Origin of the sequence: Clostridium porci (assembly GCF_009696375.1) — a bacterium.
In the GTDB taxonomy this organism is placed as follows: domain Bacteria; phylum Bacillota; class Clostridia; order Lachnospirales; family Lachnospiraceae; genus Enterocloster; species Enterocloster porci.
Genome location: NZ_VUMD01000003.1, coordinates 278,593 through 301,640, shown reverse-complemented (window position 1 = coordinate 301,640; position 23,048 = coordinate 278,593). Strand labels below are relative to the sequence as shown.

The window sequence follows — 23,048 nt, the reverse complement described above, 5'->3', positions numbered from 1 at the left end:
ACAAAATGAGAAAGACGTTCGCCAGCAACCTAAACGCCAGTGGCGTGCCGCTGGACTGTATACGGGAATTGCTGGGACATAGCAACTTAAATACCACCCTTGGATATATCTACAATCCATTGACGGAGAAAGAAACCTATGACCTCATATCTAAGGCTTTGTAAGCTGTCTACAACTGTCTACAGCCTGAAAGACACACAAATATAGCGGAACCCCTGATAAATCAAGGATTCCGCTACTAATTAAAAGAGCGCGAGACGGGACTCGAACCATACCGCTATTTCTCCATTTGGACAGAATGAGAAGTGTCTACAACTGTCTACAACATTTTGGAGAACGCAAAAGGCTGAAACTCCTTGTAAATCAAGGAAATTCCAGCCAATAAAAAAAGCGCGAGACGGGATTCGAACCCGCGACCCTCGCCTTGGCAAGGCGATACTCCACCACTGAGCCACTCGCGCAAAAATAATACAATAATAAAGCAGGTGATGGGAATCGAACCCACGTATCTAGCTTGGAAGGCTAGTGTTCTACCATTGAACTACACCTGCATGTGCCCAAAGTCGGAATCGAACCAACGACACGAGGATTTTCAGTCCTCTGCTCTACCAACTGAGCTATCTGGGCATTTGCGATTGCCTAAAAGCGAAGACAGGAGTGAAACCTTATCCTACGTATATCGGCAACGTTAATATTCTACCCAGTTTTTAACTAAAAGTCAATATATTTTTTAAAATTTAACACATATTAATATTTTAGCACTATTCAGCTCCTCCTATATAAACCAGCTTTTCTTTGTAACGATCCGGGCATAAATCCAGTATTCAGTTTAGTATCATCATATATAATACTATCACGGCAGTAATCCATATTCTAAATATATTGCAGACAGCTGTTGCAGGCGAATGTTTGTACAGTCCCAGCCGTTATTCCAGGAACCCTATTGCTGTATGTGCTGCGGATCGGATAGCCAGAAGCCGTCAGAAGGCCCGGATGTGTATGTGGGGGGCTGGATGAATGCTGGTCAGGCAAAGCCCGAGGTTTCTTTTGCCTTTTAGAAGTAAATGTGATATACTATGGATATTTACAGAATCAGTTCAGGATTGTTAAAGGAGAAGCTTACAGATGAGAGAAACCACATTGGTGATTATGGCGGCAGGAATTGGCAGCCGGTTTGGCGGGGGGATAAAACAGCTGGAGCCAGTAGGGCCTGCCGGAGAAATCATCATGGATTATTCTATTCATGATGCTATGGAGGCCGGATTTAATAAAGTAATCTTTATCATAAGGAAGGATCTTGAAAAGGATTTTAAGGAGATTATTGGAAACAGGATTGAGAAAGTGCTGCCAGTAGAATATGCCTATCAGGAGCTGGATGCTCTTCCAGCCGGATTTAAAGTAACGCCGGGACGAACCAAGCCTTGGGGAACCGGTCAGGCAGTTCTTATGGTAAAGGGTATGGTGAAGGGACCATTTCTGGTCATTAACGCAGACGATTACTATGGAAAGGAAGGATTTTGCCGGATTCATGATTATATGGTAAATGTCATGGATACGGAGTCTGAAATTTATGACCTTTGTATGGGAGGCTTCGTCCTTTCCAATACCTTAAGCGATAACGGTACTGTAACTAGAGGCGTATGCCAGGTAGACGATGAGGGCATCCTTCTCAACGTAACAGAAACCTACAACATCCAGCTGAAGGAGGATGGACTTCATGCCACTGATGAGGGGGGTAATCCTGTTTCTGTCAGACTCGGCCAGCCTGTTTCCATGAATATGTGGGGACTTCCAGCGGGCTTTTTGGATGAGCTGGAAAGGGGATTTCCGCGGTTTCTCTCTTCCCTGAAGGAGGGGGATGTGAAGTCTGAGTATTTGCTTCCCAGGATTATAGACCAGTTGGTACAGAGCGGAAGAGCCAGAGTAAGGGTACTGGATACGCCGGATCGGTGGTTTGGCGTGACCTATAAGGAAGATAAGCGGGCAGTTGTTGATGCTATTAAAGGGCTGATAGAAGCAGGTGTGTATAAGTCTGGGCTGTATTCTTAGCAGACTTTATATATTGCAGAGGGATCTTGCTGCAATGGGAGGTTGCTGTGAGGTGGAAATCGTTCCAGGAAGTGCAGGAAACGATTATAAATTTGCTTGAATTGATGCCACTGCGTTTATCGGCCGATAAATTACGCAGTATAAAGGAAATACATTCAGAGAAATTCACTTAGACTGATTCAGTAGCACACCGAACCTACTGGTTTTTGGCAGTAAGGGTACAGTTGCGTGACTCAAGCTACCGGCTTGATCCATGCCGGGCTGAGCGCTAAGCGGCTTCTGTTTCTGGAGCGCACCCATAAGGAAGGAAAATAAATGTTGCAGGATTGCATGGCGAATTGCTATGCTGTCTTGCTCGTCCTTTGCCGTTCAATGGTCTGCCCGTCATTTGGAAAATTGACTTCCCCGATAAAATTTCATACAAGTTATATCCTCTGCCGGCGGTGTCCGCTTGACGTGTCGGGAGATTGGGTGATTATCTTCTGCACAAAATGACTGACAATCGTAGGCATCAGCTCCGTAGTTCCCAATACTTGACGGATAGTGGCGGCGAAGATGTCAAAATCCGCCTTGTCCTGGTGTAGGCACTTACCATTTCCCGGTCTGTCTTGACCTTCTCTGTTAATTCTTTCTGTTTCGCCTCATACTAGGCGGACAGCTTCATAAACCGTTTATGATTGATTGCACCGCTTATATCATCCTCATAGATATGATTAAAAATGCGGTTAGGCTCTGCGGTGCGTTTTTCCGCTTGGGTGATTTCCCATTTGCGTTTCTTCGCTTCCTTTTCCGTTTCCAAAAACCTCTGCATATGCGCCATTTCCATAAACGCGCCTGCACCGTTAAAGAACAGCGCAAATATCTGTCGCAGGAGGTTTCGATTTCAAAGATCGTCCCTCCGATTTTGTAGCATACGGTTTCGTTCAGCGGATTGTTCTGTTCAGGTAGAAAACCGCTATTCTCAAATTCTCTTGTCCGTTCCATTCCTTTCCCGCCCATTCCTAAAAATTGAGTAGGTAGCAAGTATATAAAAGGGAAATCAGCTTTTCCCGTCTTCGCTGTTGGGCAGACGAGCGGGACTAAACAGATAAACCGTTTGCGCCCGAAAGAATCGACATGCCCGTTTTTTATTGCAGCCTATTTGTCAGCTGTTAAGCTGGATTGTTCTCCATGCTTTCTGATCAGCTTTTGAAATTGGATTTAAGCCCTTCTCTCGTAGAGAAGAGAGGATAAGCAGCTGATGGCTTAAGGAGGCAGCGGCTGAATTTGCCGGCTGGTTTGCCAAAAGCCTTGTTCCGGTGTAATAGGATGAACTGGTTTCACCTGTTGAAAAAGAAGATATAAGCGGTCTGGATCGAGAGGTACATCCAAACCATTCTTAAGGGCTCAACTTTTTTCTATGCATAATTTCACCAGGCCAAGTCTATACTATAAAAACAGCTCCCATAACCGGGAAATGATAATGAAAATAAGTGTTAGGTGATCAGCTTGGCTATGAAATTGTGGAAGACATTTAATATACAAAAAAGGGAAGAAATATCCTACTATAATACTTCGGAAGGCTTCGACGCGGATCGGTTTGCTATAGATTTGGGAAGGCTGATTGACAATGAAATGGCTCTGAAAGGAAAGTCAGGAGTCATGTATTTATGCATCGGAACGGATCGATCTACAGGGGACAGCTTAGGCCCTCTGATCGGACATAAGCTCCAGAGGCGCAGGCTTTCCGGCGCAGCTGTTGTGGGAACTTTGGATAAGCCTGTGCACGCCATGAATCTGGATCTTTACGCCCGGTATATACGGCTTCATTTTCCAGACTATGTGGTTGTGGCGATTGACGCCTCCGTAGGGAGCGCGGATCATGTGGGCTATGCTACTCTGGGCAGGGGAGCCCTGCAGCCGGGGTTGGGAGTGTCCAAGGAGCTGGAAGCGGTAGGGGATATTTCCATTACGGGAATCGTAGGAGGCTGCAACAGCCGTGATCCGGTGATGCTCCAGAGCGTGCGTTTGTCTATGGTGATGAAGATGGCAGACTGTATTTGTGAAAGTATTTGCCGTGTCGAACGATTATGGAAAAAAAGCCTGTCATACCAATAAATGCGGCATAATCAGGCTTTAAAAATGTGTGGATGATACTACTTTGATACTAATTGCTGTAATTTGTCGGCAACCTCATTGTGCCGATTGGGATAGAGATGGCCGTAAATATTATTGACCATATCCACAGTATCGCCGATACGTTCAGCAATAAGGAGAGGGGAGAACCCCATATCAATGAGTAGGGAGACATGGCTGTGCCTGACATCGTGGATGCGGATGCGTTTAATCCCTGCCAGGGCGCTGTATTTCTTCATGGCGGTGATCAGCTTGCTTTGGGTGGTCTGAAAGAGCCGGTCTTCTGGGCTGATTCCGTAAATACGTCCGGCATAATCAGATAAGCAATCAGTCAGGAACTGCGGTATAGTAATATCGCGGATGCTGTTTTCTGTTTTGGGTGATGTGATTACATCCTGACGGTTAATCCGGTGATATGTTTTGGATATACGGATAGTTCCGGCGTTCAGGTTCACATCCTCCAGATTCAGAGCAAATAATTCGCCGCAGCGCACACCTGTATAGTATAAGGTCATGAAAGCAGCATAGAGGTGGGGATTCTGTATCTGGCTGATAAATAGATTAAATTCATTCAGTGTCCAGAAGTCCATTCTGCTGGCTCTGGCCTTGCCTATAGGGCCAGCAATGCCACATGGGTTCCGGGGGAGCCCGTAGTATCGTACCGCAAAATTTAACACGGCATTGAGCTGGTTGTAGATCTGGCGCTGGTAAGTGTCTTTTAAGGTGCTGGATAGTATTTTGCTCTGCCATTGCCGTATATCGGCGGGGGTAATTTCATTAATAGGCTTATCTTTAAAATAGGGGACTATGTGGCGCTCACAAGCCCCCTTTTTGTTGCGAATGGTGGAATACTTAAGCCTGTGTGCTATGTCCTCTGTGTAGAGGTCATAGAGCGCCTGGAAGGTCATATCAGGGCTTCCCTGCTGCCTCTCCAGGAAGCTACGCTCCCAGTCCTTTGCATCACGCTGGCGAGAGAAGCCGTGTTTAAGCTTCTGCTTGCGCTGGCCTGTCCAATCCACATAGTAGAATTTGCAGTACCAAGTTTTTTGCTTATCATCATAATATGATGGCATGTTCATCTTCCTTTCATCCTGACCGGGGGCGGCATAGCATGAGGGGAGATTAGTCTTTTTTCTGATACTCCGGTATTTTCGTTAATAGTTTTGTTTGCTTTATAGCCATGTCTTGCCCTGTGGGTGATAGCTTATAAAATTCTTCAAGTAAAATACTTACAGGATTAGGACAACTTCTTTGCACAATTCTGTTAAATACTTTCTGAAATTCTATAGGGTCAACAAGTATTGCATTTTCGCCATCACCTAATTGTATTTTTCCAGGCGGTACTGCAAAATCTCTGGGATCACCTTCAAATAAATCTGCAACAGGTATATTTAAAGCTATGGCAATCTTGCTTAAGGTTTCGATTTTTGGCCTTCTCTCACCACTTTCGTATTTTCTTATAGATATTTCTGAAATACCAGCTTTTTTTGCAAGTTCAGCTTGAGTAAATCCCCTTTCTTTTCGTATTTTTTGGATATTCGACATATATGTCATTCTCCTTTTTTTTCGATATGTAATTATAGAATATCATATTTAATTGTGTATGTATAGATACAAAAGTATAAAAAACATTGACAAGTACAAAAGTATCGGTTAATATAGATACAAAAGTATAAAGGAGGTGAGAGGTTGAAGGTAGACAAGAGGAAGCTTGAAATCGCAATGGCCAGGGCGCAACTCAACCGTGATACGCTGGCCAAGAAGGCAGAAATGCCGATTCCTACACTGTGTAAGGTTTACAGCCGTGGAAGCTGCAAACCTGCCACAGTGGGCCGCATAGCGGCAGCCCTGAGCGTTGATGTAACTGAAATTTTAGCAGACGAATAACATGCCGGGGGCGGCATAGCATGAGGGAAGATTCCCCTCACATCACCCCAGCGCAAATCTGCGGCGGGGGCTCAATCTGAGCAGGCGGTGGCCGTTCTGGCCAGGGCTAAAAAGTTGTAACGTCACAACCGTTGCGAAATCGCAACAAGAAAAGGAGATGGTGGCATGACAGATAAAGAGGTTAGCAGATATTTAAAGTTAGTAGAACGCCGCCTATACATTTTGAACCATTCAGGAATTGACTGGAAGCCGGAGTATGGCCCGGATCTGGCCATCATTGACCAGGAGCTTGCGGAGCTGCGGAAGGCGGTTGAAGCAGAACATAACAGGAGAAAGGAGTGTTAAACGAGTGAGTAAACAGTATCTTAGCGCGGCAGAGGTCGGCGAGATTATGAACTATTCCATCAGCCACAGCTACGCAATCATTAAGCAGCTAAATGCGGAGCTTAAGGCCAAGGGGTACATAATCAGGTCTGGCCAGATACCCAGGAAGTATTTTATGGAGCGGGTAGGGCTGGAGGATGAACAAAGCGGGGTGGGCGCTTGAAAGATGGAAACATGAAGGAATACGCATTGTATTACAGCAGGTTGGGACTGGCCGTATTCCCTGTTAAGCCTAAGAGTAAGCAGCCACTTACAGAGCATGGGTTAAAGGATGCTTCAAAGGAGCCGGCGCAAATTGAAAGCTGGTGGAACAGGTGGCCCACGGCAAACATAGGAATAGCCACAGGGGCCGTCTCAGGTGGCCTTGTGGTGATTGACCTGGATGTGGACAAGGATAAGGGGATAGACGGCCGTGTGACGCTCCGAGAGTGGGAAGCAGAACACGGAAAGTTACCAGATAACACATGGTTGGCAATAACTGGCCGTGGTGGATACCACTATTTTTACCATGACACATCCACTGTTAGGAACCGCGCTGGAATATATGAAGGGATAGATATAAGAGGGGATGGAGGCTATATTGTAGCGCCGCCAAGTATACACCCTAATGGAAATACCTATGAGTGGGAGCAGGACCCTATGCTATATCCCCTGGCAGAAGCAAACGGGGCGGTATTCGACTTCCTTGTAGGCCCTGCTTCACGGGAGCCGGAGCCGATTCTTTTTGAATTACCGGAGCAGATACCGGACGGACAGCGGACAACGGCAATGGTCAAACTGGTATGCAGCCAACAGGCTAAAGGGCTTTCAGACGAGGCGATTAGGGCGGCTGTGAGGGCCGAGAACGAAGCCAAATGCGTTCCACCTTTAACAGACCAGGAACTTGAAAAAGAGGTATTCCCGGCGCTTACACGCTATCAGAAGGGAACGGCTCCGTATACAGCCACTTATAACCATAAGACGCGGAGTTTCCAGCCAATCATCAAGAAAGGGCCTGTAAACCTCGTATCAATGGATACCGTGGAGGAAAAGGAACCGGAATGGCTGGTAACGGATTACATACCCAGAGGGCAAATAACAGTTCTGGCCGGGGATGGCGGTTCCGGAAAAACTACAATATGGTGTTCCATAGCGGCAGCGGTGAGCAGTGGCGGGCCGTGCTTCCTTAACCAGGATAACCCTTTTGCAAAGGATTGTTTACCAGGGGGAGTATTGTTCTTTTCCTCTGAGGATTCAGCGGAATATACCTTGAAGGGGAGGCTGCGGAGGTCTGGGGCAAAACTAGAGAATGTTCTATCACTGGATTTGGCAGATGAACGATTCCCGGAGATTAAGTTTAACGCCCCTCTGCTGGAAGAATTGATAAAGGAGTACAGACCGGAACTGGTGATATTTGACCCCCTGCAGAGCTATGTGCCGCCTGATATTCAGATGGGACAGAGGAACGCCATGAGGGCATGTTTAAACCCTCTGATTGGCCTGGGGGAGAAGTATGAAACGACCTTTATTATTATTGTCCATACCAATAAGCAAGTAGGGCTATGGGGAAGGAAACGCATAGCAGATAGTGCTGATATATGGGATATCGCCAGGAGCGTGCTTATTGCTGGTGAGGCCAATGACGGTTTACGCTACATATCCCAAGAGAAAAGCAATTATGGCCCGCAGGCCCAAACGGTTCTATTCCGGCTGGATTCCGGGAAGGTAGAGTTTGAGGGCTACACGGATAAGAAAGATAAGGACTATGTGACAGCAGCTACGGCGGCCACGTATCAGGCCCCGGCTCGTGAGGATGCCAAGACCTTCATACTGGACTACCTGAAGGACGGGGAGAAGGAAACTGCCGACCTTGACGGGATGATGAAGGCCCAAGGGGTGAGTGGGGAAACGCTTAAGAGGGCTAAGGCAGAGTTAAAGAAGGCCGGAACGATTACTTATTTTAGTAGAGGATTTAAACCCAAGGTTCATTATTGTAAATTGACCAATCCTATACCCAGTGAAAACGTGACCGAGTAGGATAAAAAATATAGTATTTATAAGGCTTTATACGTACTGGTTCACCTTGACCGAGTACGAGAGTACGAAAGCTCGTACTGGTTCACTGACCGAGTACGCACAGGCCGCATAAAGTAAGGGTTTTCACCGTACAGGGTCACGGAGCCTATGGGTATAGGTGCGATTAAGTATAGAGGGGATTGATAAATTGAGCCTTAATAAAGTAATGGATAAACAAATGGAATATGAGAAGTGGATTTTGAGGAACTTAATACATTCAAAAATTTTTCAGTATTCATACAATTCAAGATATATTGTTAGATATATTAAGCATTATTTTCCAGATATAACACATGAAGAGTTTATTCACGCAATGGCGAGATGTGGATTTTATGCTGATATTATAGGCGTTGATGTGGCTGTGTTTATCATGCCGGGTTCTGCGGCTATTGTAAAGGCAGGTGAATAAAGATGGCTTATGGATACATGAGACCAGACCCAAAAGAGGCGTTCAGGAACGCAATTCGCTTCTATGGGGAATTGATTGATATTGCCGTGGATGAAGGTTACACAGAGGAGCAGGCCATGGAGCTGCTGAAGGTGTGGGCGCTGGTAGGGATTGAATCTAATGTGGGACAGATTAGTTAATGAAAAAGCCCCATAGGAAGCGGGAACTTCCTACAGGGCCAGGAGCAGCCGGAGCTACTACAAAACACACTTATATAGTAGCATAATCCGGCCAGAAAGGAAAGGGCTATGAATATACAGGAAGAATTGAGGGTATCAGAATATCAGCCGGTAGCAGGGTTGGCCGGAACGGACGAAGCAAGGATATTTCAATATTGGGTAAACAAACACGGATATCATGGAATTCCCTTCATTTGTTCATTGGTTTGTAATCTGGGACGGGTTCAAGGTATTAGAGATGAACGGAAAAGGAGAAGGAGGGCCATGCAAAAATGAGTAAAGCAAAGAAGGCGTTTATGTTCCTGCTGTCCACGTGTTCCGATGCTGAATTGCAGGAATTGTTAAAAGAGGGAAACTTTAGTGAAGGGGCCATTTTATGTATCCATGAGGAGATTGAGAACCGAAAAGCAGCTACAGGCCATGAAGGAAGGTGACCGCGCTGTCAGTGAAGATTAAGGTATCCTATGAGCGCCCGGAGGAGCTGCAGCACATCCTTGACAGGCTCCGGCCGGATATCAAGACCTGGAGGAAGTCCAGGAACCGGGATGGACAGTTTATGAAAGCGTACATATTCCTGGATGAACAACGGGGGAACAACGAGAAAAAGTTGTAACGTCACAAGTTGGGGGCTGGTTTCCTGTACGATAGTGCAGGGCTGGCCCCTAATTAAACCACAAAAATGATACATAGAAACGCCGGGAAGTCTGACAGAACCTTACTTTTCGCTTGCATACCCCCGGCATATTTGGTAGAATAGTGGTAAGCAAACAGAATATTGATAAGTACCCCGGCCCCATATACTGCCAGGCCGGAAGCCTTAGAGATAACAGGCGCGGGAATAGGATAATCCAAAAATGGATTCTCTTGTTCCTGCGCTTTTTGTTTGCCCTCATTATTAATATCTCATTTGACCCGTGGGGCGGCGGGGAAAATCCGTCCCCAATATTGTCCACTGGACGTTAAACAGGAAGGATAGAAGAACATGGAAGAAAATACCAACATGACAGAGCAGACCCAGGCTGAAAACATGGGGACTGAATCAGAAACACAGGGAGCAGCCGGGAAAGAAGGTAAACTCTTTACCCAAGAAGAGGTAAACGGCTTTGTACAATCAAGGATTGCCCGGATGAAGAGCCAGCTCAGTAAGGAAGCCCAAGCAGAATACAGCCAGAAGCTTGCGGAGCTGGAGGCCAGGGAGATGAAGCTTATAGTCAGGGAACGGCTCAGTGACCGGGGAATGCCTAAGGAACTGGCCGATATTATTACCTGTGTGGATGAAAAGGATATAGACAGTAAGCTTGATGCATTACAAAAAATATATGGCGACAAGGCAAAAAAAGAAGAGAAGCCCACAGGCTTTGTGCAGATTGTAGGAGCCAGGCCAGCAGAAGGCAATACAAGAGGCGGCCTTCCATCCATGGTTGATCCTGTACGCAATGCCATGGGGCTGAATTAGAAAGGATTGATTAAATGGCTATATCATTAGTAACCCAATATCTTCCCTATGTGGATGAACTGTTTTCAACAGAGAGTAAGAAGTCACTACTGACCAACCAGGACTTAAGCTGGACAGGAGCGCACACTATTAAGGTGTACAAGGTCACAACAGCCAGTATGAACGATTATGGCCGCTCTGGTCCGGCAGCGGGAGAGTGGTCCAGATATGGACAGGTCCAGGGATTGGACGCTACAACAGAGGAATTTACACTAACAAAGGACCGTTCCTTTACCTTTGCGATTGATAAGCTGGACAAGGACGAGACCGGCGGACAGCTTGCTGCGGCCTCTGCCCTGGCCAGACAGGTAAGAGAGGTTGTTATCCCGGAGGTTGACACTTATGTGTATGGGGTAATGACTGCGGGAGCTGGTCAGAAGCCGGCAGCGGTTGCACTGACAGCCGATAACATCTATACGGAGATTATCAAGGCAAGTAACGCCTTGGATAATGAGGAAGTACCTGAGACAGGCCGTGTCATTGTTGTGACGCCGGATGTGTACCTGCTGATGAAGCAGTGCAAGGATATCATAATGGAGACAGATATAGGCAACGATTTAAGGCTTAAGGGGGTTATTTCTAACCTAGATGGCGCTAATGTCATAAAAGTGCCTAAGAAACGGCTTCCTGCTGACTTCGGGTTCATGGTGGCCCATCCGGTGGCATGTGTAGCTCCCACAAAGTTGGAGGACTACAAGACCCATCAGGATCCGCCCGGAATCAGTGGTGAGTTGGTGGAAGGACGTATCTGCTATGATGCGTTTGTCCTGGAGAATAAGGCCCAGGCCATCTACTATCAGGCAGTGACAGTGGCAAGTAAGTAAGAAGGGAGCGCCCCGGACTTTCCCCAGCGGATTGCCTGGGGCGTTTTTGTAGGTGATTGAATGGATAAAATAGACAGGCTCATAAAAGTGGCCCAAAGCAGAATGCCGCCTAAACCTCCCATGGATTTTAGTTATGCTACCAATGAAGAACTATACGAACTGGTTAATGAGGCCACCACGGAGGAACGATTTCAGGAAATTGTGTACGCCCTGGTGGATAGGGCAGGAAGGGGGCAGCTATGGCCCAAATCAGGTTAAAGACAAAGACGGCCACAGAGGTACGCCGGACGCTTTCCAGGGTGATGAATATGGTCGCAAATGGCGAGATGGACAGCAAGACAGCCAACACAATTATCCTGGGGTGCAATGCGGTTCTGTCTGCCATCAGGACGGACGAACAGCAACGCAAGATTGATGAACTGGAAAGGATACTGAACAATGTCAAATAGGAACCATGAGGGTTACCATGACCCCACGGCCTCCCAGGCCATCAGGCGGGCAGACAGGGGCCACAAGGAGGCGGTAAAATGCCGTGGAGCGGATGCAGAGAGAGCAGCTTTGCGCTGTCCTCTGGGATTGCGTGGGTAGTCTCCCAGAACAGCAGACGGAGGTGATCCGGAAACGCTACCAGGACGGTATGACCCTGGGAGCTATAGGCCAGGAATACGGAACCACGCCGGAAGCTGTGCGGCAGATACACAGCAAGGCCCTGCGGGAGCTGCGCAAGTCCCGGTATGCTAAACGGCTGCGTCCATTCGTCCTGGAGGACGAGAAGATATACAGCATGGCCCTGGTTGGGAACGGAGCAGAGAGCTTTAACCGTACCTGGACAAGCAGCACGGAGCGGGTGGCTCTGGATGCGATGGACTGGGAGGAGCGGAGCCGGATGCATTTAGAACTGCTGGACCGGGCGAGGCAGGAAGTTGCGATATCGCAACAGGCAGAGGCGTGAAGGGGTGACAATTTGAGACCCCTTTTGTGATACTCATTTGATACTGGTATTTTTCAGAATGAGCAGAAAAACAGTATAAGTTGATGTGATTAGGATGTAGAACAACGTTAATACGTAAGAAAATAAGGAAGAAAAGCCTGGGAGCTTGTCGAACGATTATGGGACAATGCTGCCATAATGTGACAAAATATTTATATGGAATCTGCTATGCTTACTTGGATTAAAGCTAGCTGTCCAAGGAAGACTATATATGGGCAATGGGAAGGTTTGCCATGGATAGCTTAAATTAGTATAAGCGCTGAGAGATCTTCTTAGGATCTCCCAGGTACGCTAGACGCAAAGTGTCCGATGGCCTTTGGCGCCAAATGTTTTTTAAGAAAGACAGCGGGGTGATTCGATGGGAGAATTATATGAACCTTTTCCCAGACTGCCTAAGAACATACGGCAGATTGGTGAAAGGGACCAGATTTTAAAATTATATTTGGAAGATTATGTAAAAACTTATTTAAAACGCCTCCGGCCAGCCAGGGGGTCTGATTTGCGTGTGGGACTTCTTCTTGGAAGCAGAGAGGTACATGAGGATGTACCCTATGTGTTTGTGGATGGAGCTTTGGAAATGGAATCTGTTACAGAGGAAGGGGAGAAGGTGGTTTTCACTGAGGACGCTTGGAAAAAGGCGTACCAGGAGGTGGAGCAGATGTTTCCAAAACGTACTGTTCAGGGATGGTTTCTCTGCGGCGGGCCCGGCTGCACCTTAAGCCCTCTTAACTATTGGCGCCAGCACAGCCAGTACTTTACAGGAAAGAATCAGCTGATGTATCTGAACTCCGGCCTGGAGGGAGAAGAAGCAGCTTACATAGCATCAGCTGATGGCTTTTATAAGCTGCGGGGCTACAGCATTTACTATGAACGAAATCAGATGATGCAGGATTACATGATACTGCAAAAGGATTCCTTCCGGTCGGAAGCAGGAATGAATGATAAGGTAATACAGGACTTTAAGCAGAGGATGGACGAGCGTAAATATGAGGCCATGCGTCACAGAGGAGCCGTGGGCGTACTGACAGGTGTGTGCAGTGTACTTGCGGTTACGGTTCTGGCAGGCGGCGTGGCTATGTTCAGTAATTATCAGAAGCTTCACCGTATGGAAAGCGTCATTGCCTCGGTTATGCCGGAGGGACGGGGCGCAGGAGAACTTCTGGCTGATTTCGGAAAGGCCTCGGATAAGATGGAAGCTTCCTCAGGAAAAGGCTGGACTTCAGCAGATGAGCCGGATTATCTTATTGAGGAAGCGGCAGGAGAGGTGTATCCTACCACAGCTCCGGCAGATGAGGCTGGGAAGGAACTGCCTGCCCAGGTAAACCCGGAGACTATGCCGGTATCTGGAGATGGAGGCCACAGCAGCCAGGACAGCCAGGAATCCCAGGCTGTAATCTCAGAACTTCAGAACGTGTCAGAGACATCTCCCTCCGGGGATCAGACAGAACAGACGCAGAGAGAAGAAACAGGAGCTATTCAGACTCCGGCTTTCACAGAGGCTCAGAAGGAGGCAGCCCAGTCTCAGGAGACGAAAGCTTCCGATGAGAAAGAGGCAGGCACTTCCGGGCTTCCTCCCTCAGGGGGGAGGGAAAATGCCTCTGATGAGACGGTTTCGGCTGTGAACTACAAGGTTTACACAGTGACTGACGGGGAGACTTTATACGGAATCTGTTATAAGCTATATCAGAATTTAGGTCACATAGACGAGATATGCCGGGTCAATGCCCTCTCTGACCAGAACAGCATTTACGCAGGACAGAAGCTTCTTGTTCCGTAGAAATCAGAGGAAAAATTCCGGCCTCTCCAAAAAGGTAATGCGTTTTGCCCAGAATTGTTGTATACTTATCCATAGATGCGAAAGACGATTATTGGGAGAAGGTAAGATGGGCAGCACCAGTTCAATGAGCCGTGAAAATAAAAAAAAGCAGTTAAAACGCCGGATAGTTCCCTCTGGCGGTTCCTATGAGGAGGACGGCCGTAAGGCTGTACATAACGCCCGCCTCAGGGCAGTCCGAAAGCGGCTGCTCATCGTTCTTATTCTGGTAATTCTGTCAGTTATTACCGCCCTGGCGCTGTACCAGTATGACCGCTATCATTCCTTTACGGAGTATCAGGTTATCTGGGAAAAGAGCCTTTTAAGTGAGGCTCAGGAGTCTGCGGTTAAGGGAGAGGGCAGCTTCTGTGAATACAGGGATTTCGAAGATGGAGTACTTAAGTACACCAAGGACGGAGCGTCCTATATTGACTCCCAGGGCCGTGTGGTGTGGGTTCTAAGCTATGAGATGAAATCGCCGGTAGTTTCTGTCAATGGTGATTATGCGGCTATTGGAGACCAGCAGGGTAATCGTATCTATATTTGTGACAAAACTGGATGTATTGGACAGGCTGCCACTCTGCTTCCTATTCTTCAGGTAAGCGTATCTGCTCATGGGGTTGTTGCCGCCCTGCAGGAGGACGCCAATGCCAGCTATATTTACTATTATGAGCGGGATGGGAGGGCTATGGAGATTTGGATCAAATCCCTCCTTTCAGGAGACGGCTATCCGGTAGCCATGAGCCTCTCACCGGGAGGAACCCAGTTGCTTACCTCCTACATGTATCTGGATCAGGGCATGATAAAATGCAAGATTGTTTTTTACAATTTCAGTCTGGGAAAGAATGACCCCAACCGTGTGGTTGGAATTTTCTTTCCGGCAGATTTGGCAGACGCCATGGCTGGAAGCGTTCATTTTCTGGATGACAGCCATGCCGTCATTTTTACAGACAAGGGGCTTCAGTTTTTTTCCACTAGAGTGGAAACCTCCCCTGAGTCTGTGAAGCAGGTGCTCATTGAGGAGAATATCCGCAGCATCAGCAGTACCCAGGAATATGTGGGGGTAGTGACGGACAATATGGAAGGGGAAAATCCCTACAGTCTTAAGATATATAAAAATGACGGAACCCCTGTATTTAATAAAACCTTTAATTTTCAGTATACAGGCTTTGATATTGACGGAGATTTGGTTCTTCTGTACAATGAGAGTGCCTGCGTGGCCTACAATATGACAGGCACTGAAAAGTTTAACGGAACCTTTGATTTTACTGTATCCAAGGTATCTGCTGGGCGTTACCCAGGCACGCTTCTTGTGACGGGTCCCCAGATGATAAAGGAAATAAAGCTGCGATAGAGTGAGTATAAAGACACTCGGCAGTATATAGAAAGAAAGGAAGAGCGTACCATGGGGATGAAATGTATCGGAGTTGACATCGGAGGAACTTCTGTAAAAATCGGATTATTTGAGGTTACTGGAGAGCTTCTTGATAAGTGGGAGGTGGAGACTAGGAAGGAGGAAGGCGGTAAATATATTCTGCCGGATGTGGCGTCCTCCATCAAAAGCCGCACTGCTGAAAAGGGCATTGATCTAAAAACGGAGGTGAAGGGCGTAGGACTGGGTGTTCCCGGGCCTGTGCTTCCTGATGGATATGTGGAGACGTGTGTAAATCTGGGTTGGCGCAAGTTAAATCCTCAGGAAGAATTAAGCGCTCTTTTGGATGGCATAAGGGTAAGAAGCGGCAATGATGCCAATGTGGCTGCATTAGGTGAAATGTGGCAGGGTGGAGGTAAAGGCTACAGCGATCTGGTCATGATCACTCTTGGAACAGGTGTTGGAGGCGGTGTAATTCTGAATCAGAAGATTGTGGCAGGAAAGCACGGACTGGGCGGCGAGATTGGACATATTCATGTGAGGGATGAGGAATGGGAGCATTGCAACTGTGGCGGCATAGGCTGCGTGGAGCAGATAGGCTCTGCCACAGGCATTGCAAGGGAGGCCAGAAGAAAGCTGGCAAACAGCGATAAGCCCTCAGCCCTTAGGGAGCTTGGAGATACTGTTACCGCAAAAGACGTGCTGGATGCAGCCAAGGCCGGAGATGCGCTGGCTCTGGAGGTGATGGAAGTAGTAGGACATTATTTGGGTCTGGCATTATCCATGGTAGTGATGATCGTAGATCCGGAGATTTTTGTTATCGGAGGAGGCGTATCGAAGGCGGGCCAGTTTCTGATTGATGTGATTCAGAAGCACTACGACCATTTTACAGTTATCTCCCCTCGCAAGGCCAAGTTGGGGCTGGCTACCCTGGGAAACGATGCAGGGATTTACGGAGCGGCTCGTTTGATTTTGTAAAACCTACGAAGGCTAAAGAAAAAATCAATAAACGGTTCCTATACAACCAGTATATCCATAACATGGGGGGATAAAGAAGACGTCAGAGGGGTACAACGAATATGCGAATCCTGGTCTTCTGAAACGATCTTTCTTAAAAAGAGGGGATAAAATAATCAGATCAAAACGTTCAGTCTTAAGACAGGTTTTGCCGTGTCAGGACTGAACGTTTATTTGTGATAGAAAGCCCTTTCGATTGTTACATTCCGGGAACCCATGCTCCGCTTTCGTCTACCCAGAAGCCATCTGGGGTACGCCGGCTGGCGTACATGGCGCCGGTTCCAGTATCCAGATAGTAGAAGACTCCGTGTATTTCAACCCATCCGGTTTGCATATAGCCTTGCTTGTCAAAGTAGTACCAGTTTCCGTCTGTTTCCAGCCAGGCGGCTGCCGGGTATGAGCCGTCTGGATTCTTCCACCACCATCTGATTCCGTCGGCTGCCCGTTCCCAGCTTCCTGTGCTGCCGTTGGAGACGGCCAAAGCCAGAGGGGTATTTCCAAGAATCGCCGCCTGTTCAGCTGAGACAGTCCAGGAGCCGGAGGTAATCCAGCTGCTCTTGGCATTGTTGCTGGATGTTACGGAACGGACTTTAAAATGGTAGGTTCCCGGCTCTGTGATTAAATGGGCAAAACGATAGGTGTTCTCGTAAACAGACTCAATAGAGCTAACAGCTGTACTGTCTTTTAACAGCTGCACCTGATAATACTTGGCTGTAGATACATCGTTCCAGCTGCCAGTGGCATCGTTGGCATCAGTCCATTTGACGCCGGAGGGAGCGGCTGCCCTGCTGATGTCCGCATCCTTATCAAACACCAGACGGACGGTAAGAATCAGAGCTCCATTGTTGTCCTGCCGATCGGCCTTTACAAAGTCCACCTTATCATAACGGTTTTTGATGGAACTGCTCAGATTCAGCTTAAAGCTGCCGGCAGACTCACTGCCGAAATAGTATTCCTCCTCATCTTCCACACCCAGGACGATTTCCACTTCCGGTGGGTTAGAGCGGGTCCAGTTATCGCCCTCGTCGTTGATTACTTCCACAGAATCGACATAGTAGGCGTCAGTGTTACTGCCGGAGGCTGAAACATACACCTCTCCTCCACTGCTGCCGGTACGGATATCCGTGTCAAAGGTTAACGTAATTTTTCCAACCTTTGATTTGCCAGCAGCGGTGGCGCCAGAGGCCAGAGCTGCTGAAAGAAGCATTGAAAATAAAAGCGTGGCGCCCAGTTTTTTTGATAGAATCATAGGCTCAGTCCTTTCTGAAACGTAATTGAATTGCATGAGCAGATTTTATACCTGCCCTTCTCCTTGTATCAGAGAAGAAGGGGGAAGCATACCTGGAGGCATTCTGCTATTTCGGCGGGCATCTTAATGTGGGTATTCGCCTTGTACCGGTTTACCCAACTGCATACCGTTGTAAGGCTCATTATACCATATCCTCCGGCTATGGTATCCCTCCGGGGGATGCACATGGTTCGGAACGGTGCTCTGCCACGCATTCGCGTGTCACCGAACCAGCGCGGTATCATATCCGGAGATATTATACCACATGCCCCAGAGGATTGTCTTACATTTTACTTAAAAGTTAGTAGAGCGGGGAAGGGAAAAAATAAATTCTGTTCCAACGCCCTCGGTACTGATTACGTCTATATTTTCCCCGTGAGACTGGATAATTTCCTTTACAATAGAAAGCCCCAGTCCAGTACCCTTCTTGTCCTTGCCTCTGGATAAATCTGTTTTGTAGAAGCGTTCCCAAATTTTCTTTAGACTGTCTTTGGGAATTCCGATTCCCGTATCCTTTACAGAGACAAATATCTTTTCATATTGTCCCGAAGCCTGTATATAAATGGTGGAATTGTGGTGGCTGAATTTGATAGCATTGTCGATGAGATTGTACATGACCTGCTGGATTTTCCCCAGGTCTGCATACACCATCTGTATGCTGTCTGAAAAGGTCAGCTCAAAGCGGATATGCTTTGCGTCACAGGTTCCCTCAAAGGAGGCGGCCGTATCTTTGATAACGCGGTTAATATCGAAGTTTGAGCGGGACAGGTAACCCTTGGCATCCAGAGAGTTCAAGGTAAGCATACTCTCTGTCAGCTTGTGGAGACGATCGGTTTCGGAAATAACCCGGGAAATGTATTTTTCGTACATTTCCTGAGGAATGGTGCCGTCCAGAATTGCCTCCAGATACCCTTTGATAGAGGTAAGAGGAGAACGGAAATCGTGGGATACGTTAGCAATAAAGTTTTTCTGATAACTTTCCATCTTGTTCAGCTCGTCAGACATATAATTCAGTGTATCCGACAAATAACCCATCTCGTCATGGGTGTTGACATCGATCCGGTAATTCAGGTTCCCGGCTGCATATTCATTGGCTCCTACCGTGATCTTGCGCAGAGGCAGATATACAGTTTGTGTAAATACCAGCAGAATGATAAGGGAGAGACCGAACAGAGCAGCTGCTGATATATACAATATATTCAGGATATCATTCTGAGTCTGAGTAATCTGTCTTATAGGCATGTGAATCAGCACATAGCCGTAGGTGTTGTAATTGCCGGTGATAGGAGCGGATACGCTGAGCACATCCTCCTTAAAAAGTCTGTAGTACTGTCCGATGGAATAAGAACGGTTTCCGGCTGCAGCAGGATCGAAGTTGCTGATTGTATCTTGAAGCCTGGTGCCGTTGGTGCTGTCCATGATAATGGAGCCCTGCCGGTTTACAACCCATATTTCCGCCTGAATGTACTTGGATAGAGCGCGGATTTGGAAGGTGATTTCTTCCGTGTCCATCCGCTTCCCCTGATACATGGAACTGCAGGAGGAAGCGATAGCATTGGCTTCATCATAGAGGGTATCGGCTTTGTACTGGATCAGATAGTCCCTTGTCATTTTGGATGAAAAGGTGGCTACGGTAATGAAACCCAGCAGACCGAAGAGCAGATATCCCAGTATAAATTTGGAATACAAGGAACGGGTCATGGCTTTACCTCTTTACCTCAAATTTGTAACCAATTCCCCAAACGGTACTGATGGCCCAGCTTTTGTGATCTTTGATTTTTTCTCGCAAACGCTTGATATGTACGTCTACGGTACGGGTATCTCCAATGTACTCATAGCCCCAGATGTGATCCAAAAGCTGTTCCCTGGTAAATACCTGGTTGGGAGAGGCGGCTAAAAAATATAAAAGCTCCAGCTCCTTCGGAGGCATTTCCACGGAGTGGCCCATATAGATAACAGAATAATTGGTCAGATTTACGATTAGATCCGGGTATTCCACATATTCACCCTGCTGCTGGGAAGATGGGGTAGGAGAAGGAGAAGCCTGATAACGGCGCAGTACTGCCTTAACTCTGGCTACCAGCTCTTTGGAGTCAAAAGGCTTGATCATGTAGTCGTCTGCTCCCAGTTCCAGTCCCAGAACCTTGTCGAAGATTTCGCCTTTGGCCGATAGCATAATAACAGGCACCTGAGAGCTGGCGCGCAGCTCCCGGCAAACCTGGTAGCCGTCGATTCCCGGCAGCATTAAATCCAGCAGCACCAGATTTGGCTTAAACTCCGGAAATACCCGCAGGGCTTCCTCTCCGTCTCCTACAATCATGGTTTCATAACACTCTTTCATCAGGTAAAGGGAAATCAATTCCGCAATGTTTGCATCATCATCAACAATCAGAACCTTTTGTTTCTCTGCCATATATAATCCTCCTTGCTATGAGCGCTAAGAGATCAAACATTAATCCCTTAAATGCTATCTATGCCGGGCATCTGTTGGGCATGGTTTTTCGCAATGGTGCCGGGCTATTTAAATGTCACGATAGTTACGCCGCTATCCCCTTCTCCGAACTCACCTAGTCGGAAGTCCTTTACGTATTTCAACTGGCGCAGCCGTTTATGGCAGGCATTTTTCAGAGCTCCGGTGCCGCGGCCGTGTACGACCCGTACATTGGACAGGTGGGCCAGGTACGCATCGTCCAGATATTTCTCCATTACAGGCATTGCCTCGTCCACAGTCATGCCAATTAAATTAACTTCTGTGGAAATGGTAGAGGATTTGGATAGTTTAATCTGGCTGCTGCTTCCTTCTCTGCGGTTCTGGGCTCTGCTGCCGTAGCTGGCAGAAGAGCCGTCGCCAAAGCTTGCGTTGATGTCTTTTTCATGCAGCAGCTCTAGATCCTTTATGTTGACCAGGGAGCGGAGTATTCCCATTTGTACATAGAGATCGCCCTTTGCATTGGGAAGAGTGCTTACTGTGCCCTTTAAATTCATGGACAGAACCTTCACTCCGTCTCCGATTTTCAGCTTCTTGGGAGAAATGGGCTGGCTTGGCCCTTTGGACTTGACTGCCAGTTGATCGTCAGCCTTCTTAAGCTGTTCCCTCAGTTTAGCCCGTTCAGCTTCCAGCTCTTTGTTGATACCGGAGCTGGAGGACAGCTTGTTAATCTGCTTGATGGTCTGATCCGCTGTCTCCTTAGCTTCTCTTAGGATGCGCTGGGCTTCCTCAGCCGCATTTTTCAGAACTTTTTCCTTGCGTTCATTCAGGCGTTCCTCCTTTTGAGTCAGACGGGCTTTCAGCTGTGTGATTTCCTCTTTATAGGTATTGATCTCCGCCTGCTCCCTCTCAATGGTTAGGCGGCTGGACTCCAGGCTGGCCAGAAGATCCTCAAAGGATTCATCCTTAGCTTCCAGATGAGTTTTCGCATCCTCAATAATGTAGTCCGGCAGGCCCAGCTTTTTGGAAATTGCAAAGGCATTGCTTTTACCTGGAACGCCGATAAGCAGCCGGTAGGTGGGCTGCAGAGTTTCCACATTAAATTCGCAGGAGGCATTTTCCACGCCGGAGGTAGTGAGGGCAAATACCTTCAGCTCGCTGTAGTGGGTAGTTGCCATGGTACGGCACTTCAGGTTGTGGAGGAAGGAAAGGATGGAGATAGCCAAAGCCGCCCCCTCCGTAGGGTCTGTACCTGCTCCCAGCTCATCAAAGAGGCATAGGGAATGGGAGCCTGCTTCATTTAGAATCGTTACAATATTGGTCATATGGGCAGAAAAGGTGCTTAAGCTTTGTTCAATGCTCTGCTCATCGCCGATATCCGCGAACACTTCCTCAAATACAGCCAGCTCAGAGCCTTCCCAGGCCGGGATATGAAGCCCCGCCTGGCCCATAAGGGTAAAAAGGCCTACGGTTTTGAGTGAGACGGTTTTGCCGCCTGTATTGGGACCGGTTACGATGAGGAGATCAAACTCCTTTCCCATCCAGAGGTTGATAGGCACGACCTTTTGAGGATTTAACAGAGGGTGGCGTCCGTCCTTTATATGAATATAGCCCTTGTTGTTAAATATTGGGGCGCTGCATTTGTAATGGCGTGACAGGCCGGCTTTGGCGAAAATAAAGTCCAGTTGGGCCAAACGCTCCATGTCCAGCTTCAGCGTCTCCATATGGGGGGCAGCTTCGTTGCTTAAGGAGGCAAGCACTGCTTCGATCTCCTTTTGCTCCTGTATTTCCAGCTCTCGTAGTTCGTTGTTCAGCTTGATAATTACCATAGGCTCTATAAAGAGAGTAGAGCCGGTAGCGGACTGATCATGAACCATACCTGAGACCTGGTTTTTATACTCTGCCTTGACAGGAAGACAGTACCGTCCGTCCCTCATGGTAATGACTGCGTCCTGAAGATAAGCACGGTTGGAATTGAGGGTGGAGTTTAACTGTGAATGGATACGGCCGGCGATATGCTTCATGGAACGCCTTATATGGGAGAGGCCGATGCTTGCATCATCTGCCACCTGGTCCTCAGAGAGGATACACCGCTTGATTTCGTTGTTCAGAGGAGTCAGCGGCTCCAGTGCTGCAAAAAGCGGCTCTAAAGAGTCAAATCCGTCATCAGGCTGCTCTCCCTTTTCCCCATCATGACGGCCGTAGGCCTTGGCCCTGGCAGCTGCGGTGAGAAGTGAGCTGATGGAAAGAAGCTCTGGTATGCTTAAAGAGCTGCCGATGTCTAGACGCTTTAAGGAATCTCCAATATCCTTTACGCCGGAGAAGGAGATGGAGCCCTTCAAGCGAATCCTTGTGACCGCGTCGGTGGTCTGAGCCTGCCAGGCGCGAATTTCCTCGAAGGAAGAAGATGGCGTAAGCCTGCCGCACAGCTCCTTGCCTAAGGAGGAAGAGGCATATTCTGTAAGCTCTTTGATTATTTTATCAAATTCCAATATTTTTAATACCTTTTGATTCATGAAATTCCCCTGTTGTTTATATATAAATAATTCGTTACGAGTGCTTGTTTTGCTGAAGCCAGCATCTAAATTATAACACAAAAAACGATATTTACTATCTTTTTTGCTATCTTTTCCTCTATAAAATCTTGCATATTGCATGGAAGAAACGTATAATAGGATATAAAGTTCTTCGTAAGGAGGAATA

At 47.5% G+C, this 23,048-nt stretch carries 27 protein-coding genes and 3 tRNA genes; 19 read left to right on the top strand and 11 right to left on the bottom strand.

What is annotated here, in order from left to right; genetic code table 11:
- The first annotated feature begins 5 nt into the window (after positions 1-5).
- Positions 6-164, top strand: coding sequence for a tyrosine-type recombinase/integrase (locus FYJ39_RS21170; RefSeq protein ID WP_268890651.1), 159 nt, complete (start codon positions 6-8; stop codon positions 162-164).
- 225 nt (positions 165-389) lie between these two features.
- Here the strand turns inward: FYJ39_RS21170 and FYJ39_RS05145 are convergent.
- The 3 genes from FYJ39_RS05145 to FYJ39_RS05135 form a co-directional block, all read right to left on the bottom strand.
- A tRNA-Gly gene (locus tag FYJ39_RS05145) sits at positions 390-461 on the bottom strand.
- Between the two features lie 19 nt (positions 462-480).
- Positions 481-551: transfer RNA gene (locus FYJ39_RS05140), tRNA-Gly, on the bottom strand.
- A 3-nt stretch (positions 552-554) separates the two neighbouring features.
- Positions 555-627 (bottom strand) — tRNA-Phe (locus FYJ39_RS05135).
- Between the two features lie 498 nt (positions 628-1,125).
- Between FYJ39_RS05135 and FYJ39_RS05130 the strand changes: the two genes are divergently transcribed.
- Positions 1,126-2,049 (top strand): sugar phosphate nucleotidyltransferase, encoded by a 924-nt coding sequence (locus FYJ39_RS05130; protein WP_154471367.1) that lies wholly within the window; start codon positions 1,126-1,128, stop codon positions 2,047-2,049.
- Positions 2,050-2,474: 425 nt separating this feature from the next.
- On the opposite strand, the gene FYJ39_RS05125 is transcribed toward FYJ39_RS05130, so the two are convergent.
- Together FYJ39_RS05125 and FYJ39_RS05120 are read right to left on the bottom strand one after the other, a co-directional pair.
- On the bottom strand, positions 2,475-2,579 hold the full coding sequence (locus FYJ39_RS05125; RefSeq protein WP_235919738.1) for a DUF4368 domain-containing protein: 105 nt from the start codon (positions 2,577-2,579) through the stop codon (positions 2,475-2,477).
- A 116-nt stretch (positions 2,580-2,695) separates the two neighbouring features.
- Complete coding sequence (locus tag FYJ39_RS05120) at positions 2,696-2,875, bottom strand: hypothetical protein (protein WP_154471366.1); 180 nt, start codon at positions 2,873-2,875, stop codon at positions 2,696-2,698.
- 668 nt (positions 2,876-3,543) lie between these two features.
- On the opposite strand from FYJ39_RS05120, the gene yyaC reads away from it, so the two are divergent.
- The gene (yyaC, locus tag FYJ39_RS05115) at positions 3,544-4,146 is read left to right on the top strand and encodes a spore protease YyaC (protein WP_154471365.1); all 603 of its coding nucleotides are present in this window, start codon (positions 3,544-3,546) and stop codon (positions 4,144-4,146) included.
- A gap of 38 nt (positions 4,147-4,184) precedes the next feature.
- On the opposite strand, the gene FYJ39_RS05110 is transcribed toward yyaC, so the two are convergent.
- Both FYJ39_RS05110 and FYJ39_RS05105 read right to left on the bottom strand, forming a co-directional pair.
- Positions 4,185-5,243, bottom strand: a complete 1,059-nt coding sequence (locus tag FYJ39_RS05110; protein ID WP_235919737.1) for a site-specific integrase — start codon at positions 5,241-5,243, stop codon at positions 4,185-4,187.
- Between the two features lie 43 nt (positions 5,244-5,286).
- Positions 5,287-5,709 (bottom strand): helix-turn-helix domain-containing protein, encoded by a 423-nt coding sequence (locus FYJ39_RS05105; RefSeq protein WP_195840380.1) that lies wholly within the window; start codon positions 5,707-5,709, stop codon positions 5,287-5,289.
- 144 nt (positions 5,710-5,853) lie between these two features.
- On the opposite strand from FYJ39_RS05105, the gene FYJ39_RS05100 reads away from it, so the two are divergent.
- The 16 genes from FYJ39_RS05100 (at position 5,854) to FYJ39_RS05025 (ending at position 16,590) form a co-directional block, all read left to right on the top strand.
- Entirely contained in the window at positions 5,854-6,051 is a 198-nt protein-coding gene (locus FYJ39_RS05100) for a hypothetical protein (RefSeq protein WP_154471363.1), read from the top strand.
- 165 nt (positions 6,052-6,216) lie between these two features.
- On the top strand, positions 6,217-6,396 hold the full coding sequence (locus FYJ39_RS05095; protein ID WP_154471362.1) for a hypothetical protein: 180 nt from the start codon (positions 6,217-6,219) through the stop codon (positions 6,394-6,396).
- Positions 6,397-6,400: 4 nt separating this feature from the next.
- Positions 6,401-6,598, top strand: coding sequence for a transcriptional regulator (locus FYJ39_RS05090; RefSeq protein ID WP_287848169.1), 198 nt, complete (start codon positions 6,401-6,403; stop codon positions 6,596-6,598).
- Positions 6,595-8,451 (top strand): bifunctional DNA primase/polymerase, encoded by a 1,857-nt coding sequence (locus FYJ39_RS05085; RefSeq protein ID WP_154471361.1) that lies wholly within the window; start codon positions 6,595-6,597, stop codon positions 8,449-8,451. Before FYJ39_RS05090 ends, FYJ39_RS05085 begins: the two co-directional genes overlap by 4 nt.
- A 187-nt stretch (positions 8,452-8,638) precedes the next feature.
- Positions 8,639-8,899 carry a hypothetical protein gene (locus tag FYJ39_RS05080; protein WP_154471360.1) on the top strand — a complete coding sequence of 87 codons (261 nt, stop codon included), beginning with the start codon at positions 8,639-8,641 and terminating at the stop codon, positions 8,897-8,899.
- A 2-nt stretch (positions 8,900-8,901) separates the two neighbouring features.
- On the top strand, positions 8,902-9,078 hold the full coding sequence (locus FYJ39_RS05075) for a hypothetical protein (RefSeq protein ID WP_154471359.1): 177 nt from the start codon (positions 8,902-8,904) through the stop codon (positions 9,076-9,078).
- Between the two features lie 311 nt (positions 9,079-9,389).
- On the top strand, positions 9,390-9,551 hold the full coding sequence (locus tag FYJ39_RS05070; protein ID WP_154471358.1) for a hypothetical protein: 162 nt from the start codon (positions 9,390-9,392) through the stop codon (positions 9,549-9,551).
- Positions 9,552-9,562: 11 nt separating this feature from the next.
- Complete coding sequence (locus FYJ39_RS05065) at positions 9,563-9,730, top strand: hypothetical protein (RefSeq protein WP_154471357.1); 168 nt, start codon at positions 9,563-9,565, stop codon at positions 9,728-9,730.
- 369 nt (positions 9,731-10,099) lie between these two features.
- Positions 10,100-10,573 (top strand): hypothetical protein, encoded by a 474-nt coding sequence (locus tag FYJ39_RS05060; protein ID WP_154471356.1) that lies wholly within the window; start codon positions 10,100-10,102, stop codon positions 10,571-10,573.
- Between the two features lie 14 nt (positions 10,574-10,587).
- Positions 10,588-11,436 (top strand): hypothetical protein, encoded by an 849-nt coding sequence (locus FYJ39_RS05055; protein ID WP_154471355.1) that lies wholly within the window; start codon positions 10,588-10,590, stop codon positions 11,434-11,436.
- Between the two features lie 60 nt (positions 11,437-11,496).
- A complete protein-coding gene (locus tag FYJ39_RS05050) occupies positions 11,497-11,694 on the top strand; it encodes a hypothetical protein (RefSeq protein WP_154471354.1) in 198 nt (65 codons plus the stop codon).
- Complete coding sequence (locus FYJ39_RS05045) at positions 11,676-11,885, top strand: hypothetical protein (RefSeq protein ID WP_154471353.1); 210 nt, start codon at positions 11,676-11,678, stop codon at positions 11,883-11,885. The genes FYJ39_RS05050 and FYJ39_RS05045 overlap by 19 nt, the downstream gene beginning before the upstream one ends.
- A gap of 92 nt (positions 11,886-11,977) precedes the next feature.
- Positions 11,978-12,388, top strand: coding sequence for a sigma-70 family RNA polymerase sigma factor (locus FYJ39_RS05040; RefSeq protein ID WP_154471405.1), 411 nt, complete (start codon positions 11,978-11,980; stop codon positions 12,386-12,388).
- A 397-nt stretch (positions 12,389-12,785) separates the two neighbouring features.
- Positions 12,786-14,204, top strand: a complete 1,419-nt coding sequence (locus tag FYJ39_RS05035) for a LysM peptidoglycan-binding domain-containing protein (RefSeq protein ID WP_154471352.1) — start codon at positions 12,786-12,788, stop codon at positions 14,202-14,204.
- Positions 14,205-14,310: 106 nt separating this feature from the next.
- Positions 14,311-15,594, top strand: a complete 1,284-nt coding sequence (locus FYJ39_RS05030) for a DUF5711 family protein (RefSeq protein ID WP_154471351.1) — start codon at positions 14,311-14,313, stop codon at positions 15,592-15,594.
- Between the two features lie 51 nt (positions 15,595-15,645).
- The gene (locus FYJ39_RS05025) at positions 15,646-16,590 is read left to right on the top strand and encodes an ROK family glucokinase (protein WP_154471350.1); all 945 of its coding nucleotides are present in this window, start codon (positions 15,646-15,648) and stop codon (positions 16,588-16,590) included.
- A gap of 238 nt (positions 16,591-16,828) precedes the next feature.
- Here FYJ39_RS05025 and FYJ39_RS05020 read toward each other — a convergent pair whose 3' ends face one another.
- From FYJ39_RS05020 to FYJ39_RS05005, 4 genes are all read right to left on the bottom strand, one after another.
- Positions 16,829-17,878: a hypothetical protein gene (locus FYJ39_RS05020; RefSeq protein ID WP_154471349.1), complete on the bottom strand. Its 1,050-nt coding sequence runs from the start codon at positions 17,876-17,878 to the stop codon at positions 16,829-16,831.
- 333 nt (positions 17,879-18,211) lie between these two features.
- On the bottom strand, positions 18,212-19,618 hold the full coding sequence (locus tag FYJ39_RS05015; protein WP_154471348.1) for a sensor histidine kinase: 1,407 nt from the start codon (positions 19,616-19,618) through the stop codon (positions 18,212-18,214).
- A gap of 4 nt (positions 19,619-19,622) precedes the next feature.
- On the bottom strand, positions 19,623-20,330 hold the full coding sequence (locus FYJ39_RS05010) for a response regulator transcription factor (protein ID WP_154471347.1): 708 nt from the start codon (positions 20,328-20,330) through the stop codon (positions 19,623-19,625).
- A gap of 104 nt (positions 20,331-20,434) precedes the next feature.
- Positions 20,435-22,861, bottom strand: a complete 2,427-nt coding sequence (locus FYJ39_RS05005) for an endonuclease MutS2 (protein WP_154471346.1) — start codon at positions 22,859-22,861, stop codon at positions 20,435-20,437.
- Positions 22,862-23,048 lie beyond the last annotated feature (187 nt).

Excerpts from the sequence above, each read along its gene's own strand:
- FYJ39_RS21170 (WP_268890651.1), top strand. The coding sequence starts at position 6 with ATGAGAAAGACGTTCGCCAGCAACCTAAACGCCAGTGGCGTGCCGCTG.
- FYJ39_RS05130 (WP_154471367.1), top strand. The coding sequence starts at position 1,126 with ATGAGAGAAACCACATTGGTGATTATGGCGGCAGGAATTGGCAGCCGG.
- FYJ39_RS05120 (WP_154471366.1), bottom strand. The coding sequence starts at position 2,875 with ATGGAAATGGCGCATATGCAGAGGTTTTTGGAAACGGAAAAGGAAGCG.
- yyaC (WP_154471365.1), top strand. The coding sequence starts at position 3,544 with ATGAAATTGTGGAAGACATTTAATATACAAAAAAGGGAAGAAATATCC.
- FYJ39_RS05110 (WP_235919737.1), bottom strand. The coding sequence starts at position 5,243 with ATGAACATGCCATCATATTATGATGATAAGCAAAAAACTTGGTACTGC.
- FYJ39_RS05105 (WP_195840380.1), bottom strand. The coding sequence starts at position 5,709 with ATGTCGAATATCCAAAAAATACGAAAAGAAAGGGGATTTACTCAAGCT.
- FYJ39_RS05095 (WP_154471362.1), top strand. The coding sequence starts at position 6,217 with ATGACAGATAAAGAGGTTAGCAGATATTTAAAGTTAGTAGAACGCCGC.
- FYJ39_RS05075 (WP_154471359.1), top strand. The coding sequence starts at position 8,902 with ATGGCTTATGGATACATGAGACCAGACCCAAAAGAGGCGTTCAGGAAC.
- FYJ39_RS05070 (WP_154471358.1), top strand. The coding sequence starts at position 9,390 with ATGAGTAAAGCAAAGAAGGCGTTTATGTTCCTGCTGTCCACGTGTTCC.
- FYJ39_RS05060 (WP_154471356.1), top strand. The coding sequence starts at position 10,100 with ATGGAAGAAAATACCAACATGACAGAGCAGACCCAGGCTGAAAACATG.
- FYJ39_RS05055 (WP_154471355.1), top strand. The coding sequence starts at position 10,588 with ATGGCTATATCATTAGTAACCCAATATCTTCCCTATGTGGATGAACTG.
- FYJ39_RS05050 (WP_154471354.1), top strand. The coding sequence starts at position 11,497 with ATGGATAAAATAGACAGGCTCATAAAAGTGGCCCAAAGCAGAATGCCG.
- FYJ39_RS05045 (WP_154471353.1), top strand. The coding sequence starts at position 11,676 with ATGGCCCAAATCAGGTTAAAGACAAAGACGGCCACAGAGGTACGCCGG.
- FYJ39_RS05040 (WP_154471405.1), top strand. The coding sequence starts at position 11,978 with ATGCAGAGAGAGCAGCTTTGCGCTGTCCTCTGGGATTGCGTGGGTAGT.
- FYJ39_RS05035 (WP_154471352.1), top strand. The coding sequence starts at position 12,786 with ATGGGAGAATTATATGAACCTTTTCCCAGACTGCCTAAGAACATACGG.
- FYJ39_RS05030 (WP_154471351.1), top strand. The coding sequence starts at position 14,311 with ATGGGCAGCACCAGTTCAATGAGCCGTGAAAATAAAAAAAAGCAGTTA.
- FYJ39_RS05025 (WP_154471350.1), top strand. The coding sequence starts at position 15,646 with ATGGGGATGAAATGTATCGGAGTTGACATCGGAGGAACTTCTGTAAAA.
- FYJ39_RS05020 (WP_154471349.1), bottom strand. The coding sequence starts at position 17,878 with ATGATTCTATCAAAAAAACTGGGCGCCACGCTTTTATTTTCAATGCTT.
- FYJ39_RS05015 (WP_154471348.1), bottom strand. The coding sequence starts at position 19,618 with ATGACCCGTTCCTTGTATTCCAAATTTATACTGGGATATCTGCTCTTC.
- FYJ39_RS05010 (WP_154471347.1), bottom strand. The coding sequence starts at position 20,330 with ATGGCAGAGAAACAAAAGGTTCTGATTGTTGATGATGATGCAAACATT.
- FYJ39_RS05005 (WP_154471346.1), bottom strand. The coding sequence starts at position 22,861 with ATGAATCAAAAGGTATTAAAAATATTGGAATTTGATAAAATAATCAAA.